General features: G+C 70.6%; 15 protein-coding genes. 12 read left to right on the top strand and 3 right to left on the bottom strand.

Annotated elements, in window-relative coordinates; genetic code table 11:
* Window positions 1-103 precede the first annotated feature (103 nt).
* The 3 genes from AC1DJH_RS11830 to AC1DJH_RS11820 all read left to right on the top strand — a co-directional run bounded on the left by AC1DJH_RS11830 (window position 104) and on the right by AC1DJH_RS11820 (window position 3,004).
* The gene (locus AC1DJH_RS11830; protein WP_435439959.1) at window positions 104-1,057 is read left to right on the top strand and encodes a LysR family transcriptional regulator; all 954 of its coding nucleotides are present in this window, start codon (window positions 104-106) and stop codon (window positions 1,055-1,057) included.
* 85 nt (window positions 1,058-1,142) lie between these two features.
* Window positions 1,143-2,051, top strand: coding sequence for a DMT family transporter (locus AC1DJH_RS11825; protein WP_478185844.1), 909 nt, complete (start codon window positions 1,143-1,145; stop codon window positions 2,049-2,051).
* Window positions 2,048-3,004 carry a glutaminase gene (locus AC1DJH_RS11820; protein ID WP_478185814.1) on the top strand — a complete coding sequence of 319 codons (957 nt, stop codon included), beginning with the start codon at window positions 2,048-2,050 and terminating at the stop codon, window positions 3,002-3,004. Before AC1DJH_RS11825 ends, AC1DJH_RS11820 begins: the two co-directional genes overlap by 4 nt.
* Here the strand turns inward: AC1DJH_RS11820 and AC1DJH_RS11815 are convergent, their stop codons facing one another.
* Window positions 3,005-4,009: an SDR family oxidoreductase gene (locus tag AC1DJH_RS11815; RefSeq protein ID WP_478185813.1), complete on the bottom strand. Its 1,005-nt coding sequence runs from the start codon at window positions 4,007-4,009 to the stop codon at window positions 3,005-3,007.
* 95 nt (window positions 4,010-4,104) lie between these two features.
* Between AC1DJH_RS11815 and AC1DJH_RS11810 the strand changes: the two genes are divergently transcribed.
* From AC1DJH_RS11810 to AC1DJH_RS11790, 5 genes are all read left to right on the top strand, one after another.
* Window positions 4,105-5,049: a LysR family transcriptional regulator gene (locus AC1DJH_RS11810; protein ID WP_478185812.1), complete on the top strand. Its 945-nt coding sequence runs from the start codon at window positions 4,105-4,107 to the stop codon at window positions 5,047-5,049.
* Complete coding sequence (locus AC1DJH_RS11805; RefSeq protein ID WP_478185811.1) at window positions 5,046-5,546, top strand: hypothetical protein; 501 nt, start codon at window positions 5,046-5,048, stop codon at window positions 5,544-5,546. The genes AC1DJH_RS11810 and AC1DJH_RS11805 overlap by 4 nt, the downstream gene beginning before the upstream one ends.
* 163 nt (window positions 5,547-5,709) lie before the next feature.
* Window positions 5,710-6,747 (top strand): aliphatic amidase, encoded by a 1,038-nt coding sequence (locus tag AC1DJH_RS11800; RefSeq protein ID WP_478185810.1) that lies wholly within the window; start codon window positions 5,710-5,712, stop codon window positions 6,745-6,747.
* Window positions 6,744-7,562, top strand: coding sequence for an AAA family ATPase (locus AC1DJH_RS11795; RefSeq protein ID WP_478185809.1), 819 nt, complete (start codon window positions 6,744-6,746; stop codon window positions 7,560-7,562). The genes AC1DJH_RS11800 and AC1DJH_RS11795 overlap by 4 nt, the downstream gene beginning before the upstream one ends.
* Window positions 7,559-9,217 (top strand): nitric oxide reductase activation protein NorD, encoded by a 1,659-nt coding sequence (locus tag AC1DJH_RS11790; RefSeq protein ID WP_478185808.1) that lies wholly within the window; start codon window positions 7,559-7,561, stop codon window positions 9,215-9,217. The genes AC1DJH_RS11795 and AC1DJH_RS11790 overlap by 4 nt, the downstream gene beginning before the upstream one ends.
* Here the strand turns inward: AC1DJH_RS11790 and AC1DJH_RS11785 are convergent.
* Entirely contained in the window at window positions 9,195-10,094 is a 900-nt protein-coding gene (locus tag AC1DJH_RS11785; RefSeq protein WP_478185807.1) for a LysR family transcriptional regulator, read from the bottom strand. The two genes, AC1DJH_RS11790 and AC1DJH_RS11785, sit on opposite strands and share 23 nt — an antisense overlap.
* A 111-nt stretch (window positions 10,095-10,205) precedes the next feature.
* Between AC1DJH_RS11785 and AC1DJH_RS11780 the strand changes: the two genes are divergently transcribed.
* Genes AC1DJH_RS11780 through AC1DJH_RS11770 form a run of 3 tightly spaced genes read left to right on the top strand, consistent with a single transcriptional unit; the run spans window position 10,206 to window position 12,546 of the window.
* Complete coding sequence (locus tag AC1DJH_RS11780) at window positions 10,206-10,400, top strand: YjiS-like domain-containing protein (RefSeq protein ID WP_435486497.1); 195 nt, start codon at window positions 10,206-10,208, stop codon at window positions 10,398-10,400.
* Window positions 10,401-10,454: 54 nt separating this feature from the next.
* Window positions 10,455-12,131, top strand: coding sequence for a hypothetical protein (locus tag AC1DJH_RS11775; protein WP_478185806.1), 1,677 nt, complete (start codon window positions 10,455-10,457; stop codon window positions 12,129-12,131).
* A 16-nt stretch (window positions 12,132-12,147) separates the two neighbouring features.
* A complete protein-coding gene (locus tag AC1DJH_RS11770; protein WP_478185805.1) occupies window positions 12,148-12,546 on the top strand; it encodes a hypothetical protein in 399 nt (132 codons plus the stop codon).
* A gap of 24 nt (window positions 12,547-12,570) precedes the next feature.
* Here AC1DJH_RS11770 and AC1DJH_RS11765 read toward each other — a convergent pair whose 3' ends face one another.
* Window positions 12,571-13,626: a LacI family DNA-binding transcriptional regulator gene (locus AC1DJH_RS11765; RefSeq protein ID WP_478185804.1), complete on the bottom strand. Its 1,056-nt coding sequence runs from the start codon at window positions 13,624-13,626 to the stop codon at window positions 12,571-12,573.
* A gap of 129 nt (window positions 13,627-13,755) precedes the next feature.
* Here AC1DJH_RS11765 and AC1DJH_RS11760 point away from each other — a divergent pair, with 129 nt between their 5' ends.
* Window positions 13,756-14,622 (top strand): dioxygenase family protein, encoded by an 867-nt coding sequence (locus AC1DJH_RS11760; RefSeq protein ID WP_478185803.1) that lies wholly within the window; start codon window positions 13,756-13,758, stop codon window positions 14,620-14,622.
* Window positions 14,623-14,661: the final 39 nt, after the last annotated feature.

Below are 14,661 nucleotides of genomic sequence, written 5' to 3'. Positions count from 1 at the left end.
CGGGGAAATGGACGAATGGTGCGAATCTAGGCCGCATCGCGCGTCAGGAAAATCTGTTTGTTCTGTACGGTGCGTATAGAAAATCCATACACTGCGCAGCACCATGCGCCCCATCTCCCAGACCTTCCGGTGTTTCGACGAAGTGGCCCGGCGCGGCTCGGTGCGCAAGGCGGCCGAGACCTTGCACCTCACGGCCGCGGCGGTGCACCAGCAAGTGCTCAACCTCGAGGAACAGGTGGGCACGCCGCTGTTCGACCGCCTGCCGCGCGGCATGCAGCTGACCACCGCCGGCGAGATCATGGTCGCGGCCGTGCGGCGCGGGCAGCGCGACTTCGACAACGCCATGGCGCAGGTGGAAGACCTGCGGTCGCTGCGGCGCGGGCATATCAACCTGGCGGTGTCGCACTCGTCGGCCGAGCAGCTGGTGCCCGAAGTGATCGAGGCGGCCATGAAGAACTACCCCGGCGTGACCTACAGCGTGCGCTCGGGCAGCGGCGAGAACATATTGAAATGGGTGGCCAACGGCGAGTCGGACATCGGCTTCTGCCTGCGCCGCAAGCCGCCGCCTGGCGTGGAGGAGATCCGCGCCTTCCCGCAGCACCTGGGCCTGGTCACGCCGCCCGGCCATCCGCTGGCGGCGCTGGGCAAGCTGCCGCGGCTGCGCGACTGCCTGGAGCACCCGCTGATCCTCATGACGCCCGACACCGAGCTGCGCGCCATGGTCGACCAGATCGACCACCGCGAGCACCGCAAGGTGCGCCCGCTGGTGGAAACCAGTTCGGTCGCGATGGTGCGGCGGCTGGTGGCCGGCGGCACGGGCATCGGCTTTCTGATTCCGGAGAACGTGGCCGAGGACGTGGAACGCGGCACGCTGGTGTGGACCGGGCTGGCCGACGCGGGCGCGCGTTCGTTCAGCTGCCTCTACCAGCGCGCGGGCCAGACCACGGCGGTGGCCATGGGCATGTTCCTGCAGTTCCTGGAGGCCGCGCTGCTGGCCATCGAACGGCGCTTCGAGCGGCAGGCGCCGCTGCCCGCGCTGGAGGCCTTCGCGCAGTGACGCCCCGGGCAACGCATCGGCGCGGTACGATCATCCGATGAATCTGGTGGCCGCCCGCCGCCTCAACGACAGTGACCGACCGTTCATGATCCAGCGCAAGACCCACCTCGACAGCCTCGCCATCGGCCTGCTCATTGCCTGCTGCGCCTTCTGGGGCCTGCAGCAGATCCTCATCAAGACCACCGTGGCCGAGGTGCCGCCCATGTGGCAGGCCTCCATCCGCATGGTGGGCGCCACCGCGCTGCTGTGGCTGTGGTGCGCCTCGCGCGGCGTGCGGCTGTTCGAGCGCGACGGCACGCTGTGGCCGGGGCTGCTGGCCGGCCTGCTGTTCTCGGGCGAATTCGCCGGCATCTACCTCGGGCTGCAGCACACCAGTGCCTCGCGGCTCACGGTGTTTCTCTACACGGCGCCGTTCTGGGTGTCGCTGCTGCTGCCGCGCTGGGTGCCGGCCGAGCGGCTGCGGGGCTTCCAGTGGCTCGGGCTCTTCATCGCTTTTTCGGGCGTGGTGCTGGCCTTCAGCGAGGGCTTCGACCACATGAGCTCGTCGCAGCTCATCGGCGACGCCATGGGCCTGGGGGCCGGCATGCTGTGGGGCCTGACCACGCTCACGCTGCGCACCACCCGCCTGGCCATCGCCAGCGCCGAGAAAACGCTCTTCTACCAGGTGGCGGTCACGGCCGCGATGTGCCCGGTGCTGTCGCTGGCGCTGGGCGAGCCGTGGGGCTTTGCGTACTCGGCCTGGGCCTGGGGCTCCATCGGCCTGCAGATGGTGGTCGGCGCCTTCGCAAGCTATCTGGCCTGGATGTGGCTGCTGCGGCACTACCCGGCCACGCAGATGTCGTCCTTCACCTTCCTCACGCCGCTGTTCGCGCTGGTGTGCGGCGTGGTGCTGCTGAAGGAGCCGCTCACCGCGCAGCTGATCGTGGCGCTGGTCGGCGTGGCGCTGGGCATCGTGCTGGTGAACCGGCGGCCCGCGGTACAACGCACGGCATGAACCCCATCAAATTCCAGCCGGTGCTCGACGAGATCGTCGCCACCCTGCGCCCGCAGATCGACCAGTGCGGCCAGGGTGAACACGGCGGCAAGGTTGCCAGCTACATCCCGGCGCTGGCACGCGTCGATGCCCGCCAGTTCGGCATTGCGCTGCGCACCTGCGAGGGCGAGGAAGCCGGCGCGGGCGACTTCGAGACGCCGTTTTCCATCCAGAGCGTGTCCAAGCTCTTCACGCTCACGCTCGCCATGCAGCGCATGGGCGACGCGCTGTGGGAGCGCATCGGGCGCGAACCCTCGGGCAACCCGTTCAACTCGCTGGTGCAGCTGGAAAACGAGCAGGGCAAGCCGCGCAACCCGTTCATCAATGCCGGCGCCATCGCGGTGGCCGACCGGCTGGTGAGCCAGGCGAAGGCCGCGGGTGGCAGCGCGAAGGACGACATCCTCGCGCTCATGGCCGGCCTGTGCGGCGAGCCCGTCGCCTTCGACGACGAGGTGGCGCAATCCGAGGCCGACACGGGCTTTCGCAACATCGCGCTGGCCAACTTCATGAAGAGCTTCGGCAAGATCGACAACGACGTCGCCACCGTGCTGGACACCTACTTCCACCAGTGCGCCCTGCGCATGAGCTGCCGCCAGCTGGCGCGCGCCGCGGCCTTCCTGAGCCGCGACGGCGCGCACCCGATCGACGGCGAGCCCGAGATCACGGGCGAGCGGCAAACCCGCCGCATCAACGCGCTGATGCTCACCTGCGGCACCTACGACGCGGCCGGGGACGTGGCCTTTTCCATCGGCCTGCCCTGCAAGAGCGGCGTGGGGGGCGGCATCGTGGCGGTGGTGCCCGACCGGCTCACGCTGTGCGTCTGGTCGCCCGCGCTCGACGCCACCGGCAATTCGCTGCTGGGCATGAAGGCGCTGGAACTGTTCGTGGCGCGCACGGGGCTCTCGGTCTTCTGATCAGGCCGCCGCGGTCACGGTTGCCACCGGTGCCGCGGCCAGGCAGCCCATGCCGTCGAGCGCGGCCTCGACCGCTTCTTCCAGCGGCGTGTGCGGCTCGCGCCCCAGAAAGGCCACCAGCTTCGCGTTGTCCATGCCCACGGGCGTTTCCCACAGGTAGCGCATTTCGCGCATCTCGCGGAAGGTGGCGACGAAGGGCGAGGCCAGCGTCAGCAACCACCACGGGAAGGCGGACACGCGCACCTCGGCGCCCGAGCCAGCCATGCGGCGGGCCACCACCTTGCGGATGGCGCCGCTCATGCGCGTGCCGTCCGCGTCCCAGTGTCCGGCCATGTGGAAGCGCGCGAAGGGTGCCAGCCGGTCGCGCCGCGCCAGCAGCTCGACCATGGTGCGCGCCACGTCCGGCAGGTACGACCATTGGTGGCCCGTGCCGGCGCGGCCGGGGTAGCTCACCGCCTTGACCGGCAGCCCCGCCTTCACCAGCCCCTGCGAGAACCAGTTGTTGCCGGCCTTCGGGCCGAAGAAGTCCCCGGCGCGCACGATCAGCACGCGGGCGCCCTGGCGGCTGGCGTCCTCCAGGCGCTTTTCCATCTCGACGCGGATCGCGCCCTTGCGGGTGACCGGGTGCTGCGGCGAATCTTCGGCCAGCAGCGGGAAAGCGTCGGGCCCGAAGTTGTAGACCGTGCCCGGCAGCACGATGGTCGCGCCTTCGGCCTTCGCGGCGGCGATGGTGTTGTCCAGCATCGGCAGCACCAGCTGCGCCCAGCCGCGGTAGCCCGGCGGGTTGACCGCATGCACGATCACCGCGCAGCCCTTCGCGGCCTGCCGCACGGCCTGCGCGTCCATCGCGTCGCCGGCCAGCCAGGTGATGCCATCGCGCTTTTCTTCGGTCGCGCCGCGCTTCAGTGCGCGCACCTCCCAACCCGCGTCGCGCAGCTGGCGGGCCACCTCGCCGCCGATGCCGCCCGTTGCGCCCAGAACCAGAACCGTGTCGTTGTGTGCCATGAAATGCTCCAAAAGGGTTGTCGATGGACCGATTCTGGAAGCGATCGCGTTGCATTGGAATTGCCGAGCATGAGCCAGCAGCTATACATTTATGCATGAACCAAGACATCGGCTGGGAGCTGTACCGCTCCTTTCTCAGCGTGCTGCGCGAGGGCTCGCTCTCGGGCGCGGCGCGCGCACTGGGCATCACGCAGCCGACGGCCGGGCGCCATGTGGCCGCGCTCGAGGCCGCGCTGGGCGTGGTGCTCTTCACGCGCTCGCAGGTGGGCCTGCTGCCCACCGAGGTGGCGCTGGCGCTGCGCACGCACGCCGAGGCCATGGAAAGCACCGCCGCGTCGCTGCAGCGCGCGGCCAGCAGCCAGGGCGAAGGCGTGCGCGGGGTGGTGCGCATCTCGGCCAGCGAGGTGATCGGTGTCGAGGTGCTGCCGCCCATCGTCGCGCGGCTGCGCGAGGCGCACCCCGCGCTGAAGGTCGAGCTGGTGCTGACCAACCGCGTGCAGGACCTGCTGCGGCGCGAGGCCGACATCGCCGTGCGCATGGTGCGGCCGAAGCAGGAGCAACTGGTCGCGCGCCACGTCGGGCAGATCGAGCTGGGCTTTCACGCGCGCAAGGACTACCTGGCCCGCCACGGCACGCCGCGCAGGATGGAAGACATGGCGACGCATGCCTTCATCGGCTACGACCAGCCTTCGGCTTTCGTGCGCAATGCGGGCAAGGCGCTGCCGGGCTATGGCCGCGAGGCTTTCTCGCTGCGCACCGACAGCGACCTCGCGCAGCTGGCGCTGATCCGCGCCGGTGCGGGCATCGGCATCTGCCAGGCCGGGCTGGCCCGGCGCGACGACGCACTGGTGCGCCTCGTGCCGCGCGCTTTCGCGATGAAGCTGGAAACCTGGGTCACGATGCACGAAGACCTGCGCAACAGCCCGCGCTGCCGCGCCACCTTCGATGCCCTCGTCGACGGACTGCAGGAATACATCGGCCCGCCCCCGCGAGGGACTCAGGGGAAAATGGCCCGCGCAAGCACACAGACACCCGCATGACCGACCTCACCGACACCACCGACCCCGACACCCTCCCCCTGCAGGAACCCCGCCTCTGGCGCGACGGCCTGTGGACCGCCCGCGTCATCAAGAACGAGGAAGACGACGGCTGGGCCGTCGAGATGACCCGACAGGGCGACCCCGAACCCGCCCTGGTCGGCCCCTGGACCATGGGCCGCGACAAGAAGAACCCCAAGCCGCTGGACGGCCCGGCCTTCTCCACGCTGGTGAAGACCGCCGCCGAAGTCATCCGCCGCCACGAGCAGCAGCTGCACGCCACGCTCAACAAGAGCGTGACCGTCACCGCGCGCAACGACCAGCGCGTTCGCGTGACCCTGGCCATCGTGCCCGACGAGGACAACCCCTCGGCCACGCTCAGCGCCTGCGACGATGCCGACGACTCCGAACTCGCCAGCGTGAGCGTGTCGCCCGCGTTCAAGCTCACCCCCTCGAGCGCCACCGCCTGGATCGAGTCCGACTACGCGCGCCCGCGCTGAGCCAGCCCCGCAATCAGCGAAATGACGTATGTGCAGCCCCCGCTGAGTTGAGAACAATCGGCTTCGACGACACGAACCCGATGCCCCGCAGACAGGCCCGAACCGGTTGGACACCGGCTCGGGCCTTTTTGTTTTTTCTCAACCATCCTTCAGGAGCAGCGTCATGCGACATGGTGATATTTCGAGCAGCAACGATTGCGTGGGCGTCGCGGTCGTCAACTACAAGATGCCCCGCCTTCACACCAAGGCCGAGGTGCTGGACAACGCCCGCAAGATCGGCGAGATGCTGGTCGGCATGAAGCGGGGCCTGCCGGGCATGGACCTGGTGGTGTTCCCCGAGTACTCCACCCACGGGATCATGTACGACGCCAAGGAGATGTACGACACCGCCGCCACGGTGCCCGGCGAGGAGACCGCGATCTTCGCGGACGCCTGCCGCCGCGCCAACGTGTGGGGCGTGTTCTCGCTGACCGGCGAGCGCCATGAAGAGCACCCGAACAAGGCGCCCTACAACACGCTGATCCTCATGAACAACCAGGGCGAGATCGTCCAGAAGTACCGCAAGATCATGCCGTGGGTGCCCATCGAGGGCTGGTATCCCGGCGACTGCACCTACGTGAGCGATGGCCCCAAGGGCATGAAGATCAGCCTGATCATCTGCGACGACGGCAACTACCCCGAGATCTGGCGCGACTGCGCCATGCGCGGCGCCGAGCTCATCGTGCGCTGCCAGGGCTACATGTACCCGGCCAAGGAGCAGCAGATCCTGGTGTCCAAGGCCATGGCCTTCATGAACAACACCTACGTGGCGGTGGCCAACGCGGCGGGCTTCGACGGCGTGTACTCGTACTTCGGCCACTCCGCGCTGATCGGCTTCGACGGCCGCACGCTCGGCGAATGCGGCGAGGAAGAGATGGGCATCAACTACGCCGAGCTCTCGATGGGGCTGATCCGCGACGCGCGCAGGAACGGCCAGTCGCAGAACCACCTGTTCAAGCTGGTGCACCGCGGCTACACCGGCACCATCAACTCGGGCGACGGCGACAAGGGCGTGGCGGCCTGCCCGTACAACTTCTACACGCAGTGGATCAACGACCCCGAGGGCACGCGAGACATGGTGGAGTCGTTCACGCGCAGCACGGTGGGCACGCCGGAGTGCCCGATCGAAGGCATTCCGCACACGCCGGCCCAGCACCGATGAACGCGGCCGTGCCCGATCCGCTGGCCGCCTACCGCATCGAGGCCGAACCCTTCTACCGGCCTGCGGGCAACGAGGTGGCGCTGTACCGCCAGGCGTACCGCCACCGCATGCCGCTGATCCTGAAGGGCCCCACGGGCTGCGGCAAGACGCGCTTCGTGGAACACATGGCGTGGTCGCTCGGGCGGCCGCTGGTCACGCTGGCCTGCAACGAGGACATGACGGCGTCCGACCTCGTCGGGCGCTACCTGCTGGACGCCGACGGCACGGCCTGGCACGACGGGCCGCTGACACTGGCCGTGCGACACGGCGGCATCTGCTACCTCGACGAGGTGGTGGAGGCGCGGCAGGACACCACCGTGGTGATCCACCCGCTGACCGACGCGCGCCGCATGCTGCCGCTGGACAAGAAGGGCGAGCTGGTGCGCGCACACCCCGACTTCCAGCTGGTGGTGTCGTACAACCCCGGCTACCAGAGCAGCGCCAAGGACATGAAGCCCTCGACGCGCCAGCGCTTCGCGGCGCTGGCGTTCGACTACCCCGACAGCGCGCTCGAAGCCGAGATCGTCGCGCACGAGGCCGGGCTGGCGCCCGACCTGGCCACGAAGCTGGTGGCGGTTGCGCGTTGCTCGCGCGCGCTGAAGCACCGCGGGCTCGACGAGGGCGTGTCCACGCGCATGCTGATCTACGCGGGCGTACTGATCCGCGACGGCGTGACGCCGCGCGAAAGCTGCGAAATGACGATGACGCGCGCGCTGACCGACGACCCCGACATGGAGAGCGCGCTGCAGGGCTTCGTCGAGGCGCAGTTCGGATGAACGACAGGCTGGCTGCGCTGTCGCTGCTGGCCAGCGGCCTGGCCGGCGTCGATGCCGAGGTGCAGCCTTTTCCGGGCGAGCGCCCCGTGCTGGCCGGCAAACGGCTGTTGCTGCCCGACGGCGCCGCCAGCGACCACCTGCGCCGCGCCATGGTGGCGCATGCCGTCGCCCACCTGCGGCACTCGGCGCCGGCCCGGCCGGCCGGCGCGCTCAAGCCCATGGGCATCGCGGTGGCCTCGGCCATCGAGGACGCGCGCGTGGAGCGCCTGCTGTGCCGCGACTTTCCCGGTGTGCACGGCTGGTTCACCGCGTTCCTCGCGCCCGTGCCCGACGCGCGGGACCTGGGCTTCCACGCCTTGATCTCGCGCATGGACCGCGTGCTGATGCTGCCCGCGTGGCAGGACGACAACCACTGGGTGAACAAGGCGCGCCGCCTGTTCGAACAGACCGTGGCGCATGCGGGCCTCGAAGACGGCGCGGCCTTCCGCGCCATCGCGTCCGTCCTCGCCAACGACCTCGGCCAGATGCGCGTGCGCTTCGAGCCCCGCGACCACACCGTGCCCGCGCCGTACCGCGACGACAACAGCTACCTGTGGGATTTCGGCGAGGCCCGGACGCCACCGGACGAGGCCGTCGCGCTGCAGCACGCGGGTGCGCGGCCGCCCCCGCTTTCCGGTGCGGCGAACGAAGGCGAGGCACCGCGCGACGGCGGGCAACACCCGGAGCCGGAGCCGGAGCCGGCGCTGGGCCGCTACACCTACCCCGAATGGGACCGCACGCAGGAACGCCTGCGCCCCGACTGGTGCACCGTGATCGAGACGCGGCCGGCGTGGCAAGGCCTGCAGGACCTGGGCGAGCAGCCCGCCAGCCCCCACGACCGCGTGCATGCGCGCGCCCTGCCCCGCACGCGCCACCTCGACCGCGCCCGCCGCCTGCGCCGCCAATGGGAAGGCGACGACATCGACCTGAACGCCGCCATCGAGATGCGCGTCGACCGCCGCCTGGGCCTGCGCCCCGACGCGCGCCTGTTCACCCGAGCGGGCCGGGGCCCGCGCCCGTCGAGCCTGCTGGTCCTGCTCGACCTGTCGGCCTCGGCGAACGATGCGGGCGCGCATGGCGTCTCGTTGCTCGACATCGAGAAGCAGGCCGCGCTGCTGCTGGCCGCATCGGCCCTGCGCGGCATCGACCGCCTGGCGATCCACGGGTTCTCGTCGAACACGCGGGCCGAGGTGTACTACTGCCGACTGCTCGACTTCGGCCAGCCGCTGGACGCCGCCGCGCGCGCCACGATCGGCGCGGTGCGCGGGCGGTACTCCACCCGCATGGGCGCCGCGCTGCGCCATGCGACCTCGCTTCTGCGCGGCGAGCCCGAAGGCCGGCGCGCCATCGTGCTCGTGACCGACGGCGCGCCCTCCGACATCGACGTACACGACCCGAAGTACCTGGTCGAAGACGCCCGCCAGGCCGTGGCCGAAGCGCGCGCAGCCGGCGTGCACGCCGCCTGCATGGCCGTGGACGGGGCGGCCGACGCCTGTGTGCGGCGCATCTTCGGCTGGCGAAACCACGGCATCGCCGACGACGCGCGCAGCCTGCCCGCGCGGCTGGCGCGCCTGGGCACGCGGCTCGGCATGCTCAGCCCTGGCCGGCCTGGCTGAAGGTCTTCAGCACCTTGAGCACGCTCAGCGTGGCGCCGTCGAGCAGCGCGTGCTGGCGGTGCGCAATGCCCACGCGCCGCGTGAGCCTGGGGCTCACCGGCAAGACGCGCATGCGGTCGTTGTGCAGCAGGTCGGTGCTCTGCTGCAGCGGCAGCAGCGCGGCACCGTAGCCGGCCGCCACCAGGCTGCGGATGGCCGCGTCGTAGTTGAGCTCGATGCGCGCGCGCGGCGCGAAGCCCGCCGCGGCGAACCACTCCATGGTGAGCCGGTACATGTGCGTGGTCGCCTCGTTGAAGATCAGCGGCTGCGCCGCCAGCCAGGCCGGGGTGACGCGCTTGGGCGCCTTCCAGCGCTGGGGCACGAAAGCCATCATGGGCTGCTCGCACCAGGGCGTGACGACGATGCCGCGCACCGGCGGCTGGGGCACGGCCACCAGGCCGATGTCGAGCGTGCCCGCGGCCAGCCGCTCCATGGCCTCGTAGGAGCCGCGGATGCTCACTTCGACGTCGATGCCCGCGTGCGCCTCGCCCAGCGCTTCGAGCACCTGCGGCAGCAGGTCGACCAGCACGCCGGTCGAGGTGCCCAGCCGCACGCGGCCCACGCGCCCTTCGGTCTGGCGCTTGACGGCCTCGATGGCGTCGTCGGTGTCGCGCAGCAGCTTGCGCCCGCGCTCCACCAGCGCCGCGCCGGCCGCCGTGGGCGTGACGTTGCGGCCGCCGCGCAGCACCAGCGGCGTGCCCAGGCGCGACTCCAGCTCGCTGATGTGCAGGCTCACCGTGGGCTGCGCCAGGTGCAGCGCCTTGGCCGCGGCCGAGAAGGTGCCGAGGTCGGCAATGGCGATGAGGGTGCGCAGTTGGTCGAGGTTGAGTTGTCGCATGGCGTTGCGTCGGTTGAGTATCAGGAAGCCTGATTATTAGTGTCAGTATTCTCAACTTCCACAATAGCAGCCAGCGCAAGAAGATGAGCGTTCCCAACCAAGGAGCCCATCGTGACCGCGCCGAAGCCACCGTCTTTTCATCAACGCCTGATGCATGCCCTGCGGGGCTGGCGCCGCCGCGTGGTGAACCGCCGCCGTGCACGCGCCGACTGGCGGCACCTGCGCGGCATGAGCGAGCACGAGCTGCGCGACCTGGGCATCGGGCGCAGCGAGGTGCCCGGGTTGCTGGACCGCCACCGGTACTGAGCAGCGCGCTGCCTCGTTCGGGCATCGCGCCCGTTTTGAGGTTCAATTCAGGGCGTGCCCAAGCCTGCTTCCAACCCCGCCGTTCTTTCCATCGAACTCACTTCGCCGCAGTCGGTCAACGGCCGGCGCGCGGCCTTTCAGTCGCTCTGGCTGCTGGTGCGCATGCAGCACGCGCACCACACCGCCGCCGGTGTGGTGCGGCTGGCCGACCTGCGCGGCGAGGTGTCCGACGCCAGCACGCTGCGCATGGTGGTGAGCCGGGCGTTTCGCGACTTCAAGGCCTGGCAGCTCGAGGTCGGCTGGGGCGAGGACACGCAGCGCGAGCCGCGCTTCCTGAACGCCGAGCGGCGCAGCCAGGGCCCGTTCTGGCTGCCCGCCGCTGAAGCCAGGCGGCTGCGCGTGCTGGTCGAAGGCCGCGCGGCCACGCCCGCCGAGGTGGCCTCGTTCCTCGGGCTGCGTTCGCGCAAGGCCCAGGCCGCCGGCGCGCCGCCGCCAGATGCCGTGCACCTGCAGGACGCGGCGTTCTGGAAGCAGCTGGTCGCCTCGCAGCAGGCTGCCAGGCAAGGCAGGCTGATGGCACCGGTGGCGGGCGGCAGCAACCAGGGCAGCGCCCTCGAATCGATCCGCCTCGCGGGCACCCTGGCCGCCAGCGACTTCCAGCGCGCGCTGGTCACGCTGAACGAGGCCATGCTGTGGCGCCGGCTCGGCGACAACGAGCAGGCGCGGCGCCGGCTGCAGGCGCTCAAGAAGCAGCGGCTCGCGCACCACGTGGCGGGCAACGACTACCTGGGCGCGATGGAGTGCATCGTCTCGGCGTGGTGCGCCTACACCGCGCGCGACCTGCCGCTGGCGCAGTCGCTGCTGGCCGGCATGGCCGAGGACGCGGCACGCGGGCTGGTGCTGCGGCACCACCCCGACGTGCGCTTCGAGTGGTGCAACCTGTGGGCGCTGGTGTGCCGCTCGCGCGCGCTGGGGCTGGCCGCCGACGACAAGCCGGCGGCGGCAGCGCTGGCCGAAGAGTCGCTGCGCCGCTTCGGCGAGGCGCTGGCGGCGGCGTTCGAGTCGCACTCCTTCGACGCGGCCCAGCACGTGGCCGCCAACATGGGCATGGCCGCATGGCTGTTCGACCGCGTGGGCCTGTCAGACCTGCCGGCGCTGGCGCACGACGGCAAGGCCGACACCACGCGCCGCGCGGTGCAGTGGATCGCCTTCAGCGAATGGCTCTGCGGCCACACCGACGGCCAGGGCCGCTCGGCGTGGAACGCGATCTACCTGATGCGCATCGCGCGCGGCCACTGCAAGCCCGATGAATCCGGCGGGCAACCCACGTTCGCGCAGTTCCGCGCGCAGAAGCCGCTGGACCCGGCGGCTGTCTCCAGGCTCGCGGGCCCGCTGGCCGATGCCTTCGACGCGACGAACTGGCCCGCGCGCTGGGTGCAGGTGGCGCAGGCACGGCTGGCCGACCACCAGGCCGGACGGCGCCGCTACCCGGGCCTGCAGCACTGCAGCCTGCTGTTCGAGCACGCCTGGTACGCGGCGCATGCGGGCGACCTGAAGGCGGCCGAGGCGTCACTGGTGCTGTTGCGCGAAGCCCTGCCCGCGCTGGTGGCCAGCGACCGCGCCTACTTCACCGAATCGTGGAACGACACGCTGCCGGCCGAGCTGGTGCTCGAAGCGAAACCGCCGCGCCGGCCGGCCGCACGAAAGAAGACCGCGCCCCGCGCGCGCTAGAGACCTGGTTCATCACATGCCCAACGACCCGAACGGCCACGACGGCCATGACAGCCACAACGGCTCCGGCGAGCCCATCGACCTGGCCGCGCACCGCGAACGCCGCGCGCGGCTGAAGAAGCTGCAGCAGGAACGCGCCGCGGCGCAGGCATCGCGAGACGCCGACGCCAACACCGCCACCGACGCCCCGGCGCAGCCGGGCATGGGCCCGGGCGAAGTGCCCTGCGTGCGTTGCAAGCAGCCCGTGTTCGGCTACGCGCTGCGCTGTCCCCACTGCGGCGTGCATTTCAGCGGCCGCGCCGAAGCCTTCGCGCCGAAGGAGGGGCTGTCGCGGCGCAACAAGCTCATCGTCGCGCTGGTCGCCGTGGCGCTGCTGCTGGCGGGCCTGAGCGACGACATCGCGCGCTGGTGGTGAGCGGATGCCGCCGCGTGGCGCCGTTCAGCGCGCCCCCGCCGGCGCACCCGGCGCGCCGGTCGACTTGCGCACCACCAACTCGGGCCGCAGCACCACGGTCGAGGCCGACATCGAGCGCCCGTCGATCTCCTCGAACAGCATCTCCGCGGCGCGCCAGCCAAGTTCGCGGTGCGGCAGGCGGATGGTGGTGAGCGGCGGGTCGACCATGTCGACCAGCGGCATGTCGTTGTGGCCGGTGACCGAGATGTCCTGCGGCACGCGCAGCCCCGCCGCGCGCAGCGCGTCGTAGGCGCCCAGCGCCACCAGGTCGTTGCAGCACACCACCGCCTGCGGCGCGGCGCCAGCGTCCAGCATCTGGCGCATCGCGGCGGCGCCGGCCTCCCGGCTGTAGCTGGCGCACTCGACCACGCGGAATGGCTTCAGGCGGTGGTCGCGCAAGGCCTGCTCCACGCCCAGCCTGCGGCCCACGCCGGTGGGAATGTTCTGCGGGCCGGCCAGGTGCGCGATGCGCTTGTGGCCCAGGCCCACGAGGTGATCGACCGCGAGCTTCATCGCCAGCCGGTCGTCGCTCACCACAGCGGGCAGCCGCCCGGTTTCGTCGGCGCGGTTGACCAGCACGGCCGTCATGCCGGCCTGGGTGACGAAGTCGACCAGCGGGTCGTCGCGCGTGGCGGTGGCCATGACCACGCCGTCCACGCGTTGCGCCAGCATGCGTTCGAGCACCGGCCGGGCGAGCGCCGGATCCACCACGTTGGCGACGAACACGAAGTAGCCGCGCGCCGCCGCGCTGGCCTCGATGCCCTGCAGGATGGGCGGGAACACCGCGTTGGTGATGTCGGGCACCAGCACGCCGATGGTGTGGGTGCGGCCCGTGCGCAACGCCGAGGCCGCGCGGTTGGGCCGGTAGCCCAGGCGCTGGGCGGCCTCCTCGACCACGCGCAGCACTTCGTCGCTGATCAATGAACGCTTCCCGGGGCTGAGCGCGCGCGAGACGGTCGACACGTGCACGCCGGCGGCGCGGGCGACGTCGCGGATGGTGACAGGGGAAGACGACGGCGAGGCGGGCGGTTGGGTGCTCATTGGTGCAAACGATTGTCGTGCGAACGGATGGCTTCGGCCGCCTTTCCATCGCTCATGGCCTGGGAATCCCTGTATTTTACTTTTCGGCGATTTGGTCTACCATCGTGCAAACGATTGCAAAGACCTGCCATGAATATCGCCACCTCCCCCGACTCGGTGCTGGGCTTCACCCTCGACGCCATGAAACGCACGCCCGACCCACGGCTGCGCACCGTGATGGACGCACTCACGCGCCACCTGCATGCCTTCGTGCAGGAGGTGAAGCTCACCGAGGAGGAGTTCGAGCAGGCGCTCGAATTCATCGTCGCCATCGGCCACGCCACGGGCGAGACCAAGAACGAGGTGGTGCTGGCGGCGGACATCCTGGGCGTGTCGACCGTGGTGGCGCTGCAGAACAACCAGGACCCGCACGGCGAGTCGCCGGCCGCGCTGCTCGGGCCCTTCTGGCGCGCGAACGCGCCGGCCTGCGCGCTGGGCGACAACATCGCGCGCTCGGGCACGCCGGGCATTCCGCTGGAGGTGACGGGCACGGTGCGCGACGCCGCGGGCCGGCCGGTGGCCGACGCCACGGTCGACGTGTGGCAGGCATCGCCCGTCGGCCTGTACGAGAACCAGGACCCCGCGCAGGAAGACATGAACCTGCGCGGGCGCTTCGGCACCGATGCCGAGGGGCGCTTTCATTTCCGCAGCGTGCGCCCGGCCGGCTACCCGGTGCCGACCGACGGGCCGTGCGGCGTGCTGCTGCGCGCGCAGCTGCGCCACCCCAACCGGCCCGCGCACCTGCACTTCATGGTGAGCAAGCCGGGGCACAAGGTGCTGATCACGCAGGTGTTCGCCGACGACGACGAGAACCTCGAGAGCGACCCGACCTTCGGCGTGACGCGCCGGCTGATCGGGCGCTTCGCGCTGGCGCCCGACGGCAAGACCGCATCGATGCACCACGACTTCGAACTCGAACCGGGAGAAATGAAGTTCCCCCGGCCTCCCATACCTTGACCACCCCCAGGCTTCGCGCACTTCGTGTTGCTTCGCCAA

It is taken from the genome of Variovorax sp. 10N412 (assembly GCF_056394985.1).
The sequence above is the reverse complement of the archived record's forward strand: the minus strand, read 5'-3'. Positions and strand labels throughout refer to the sequence as shown.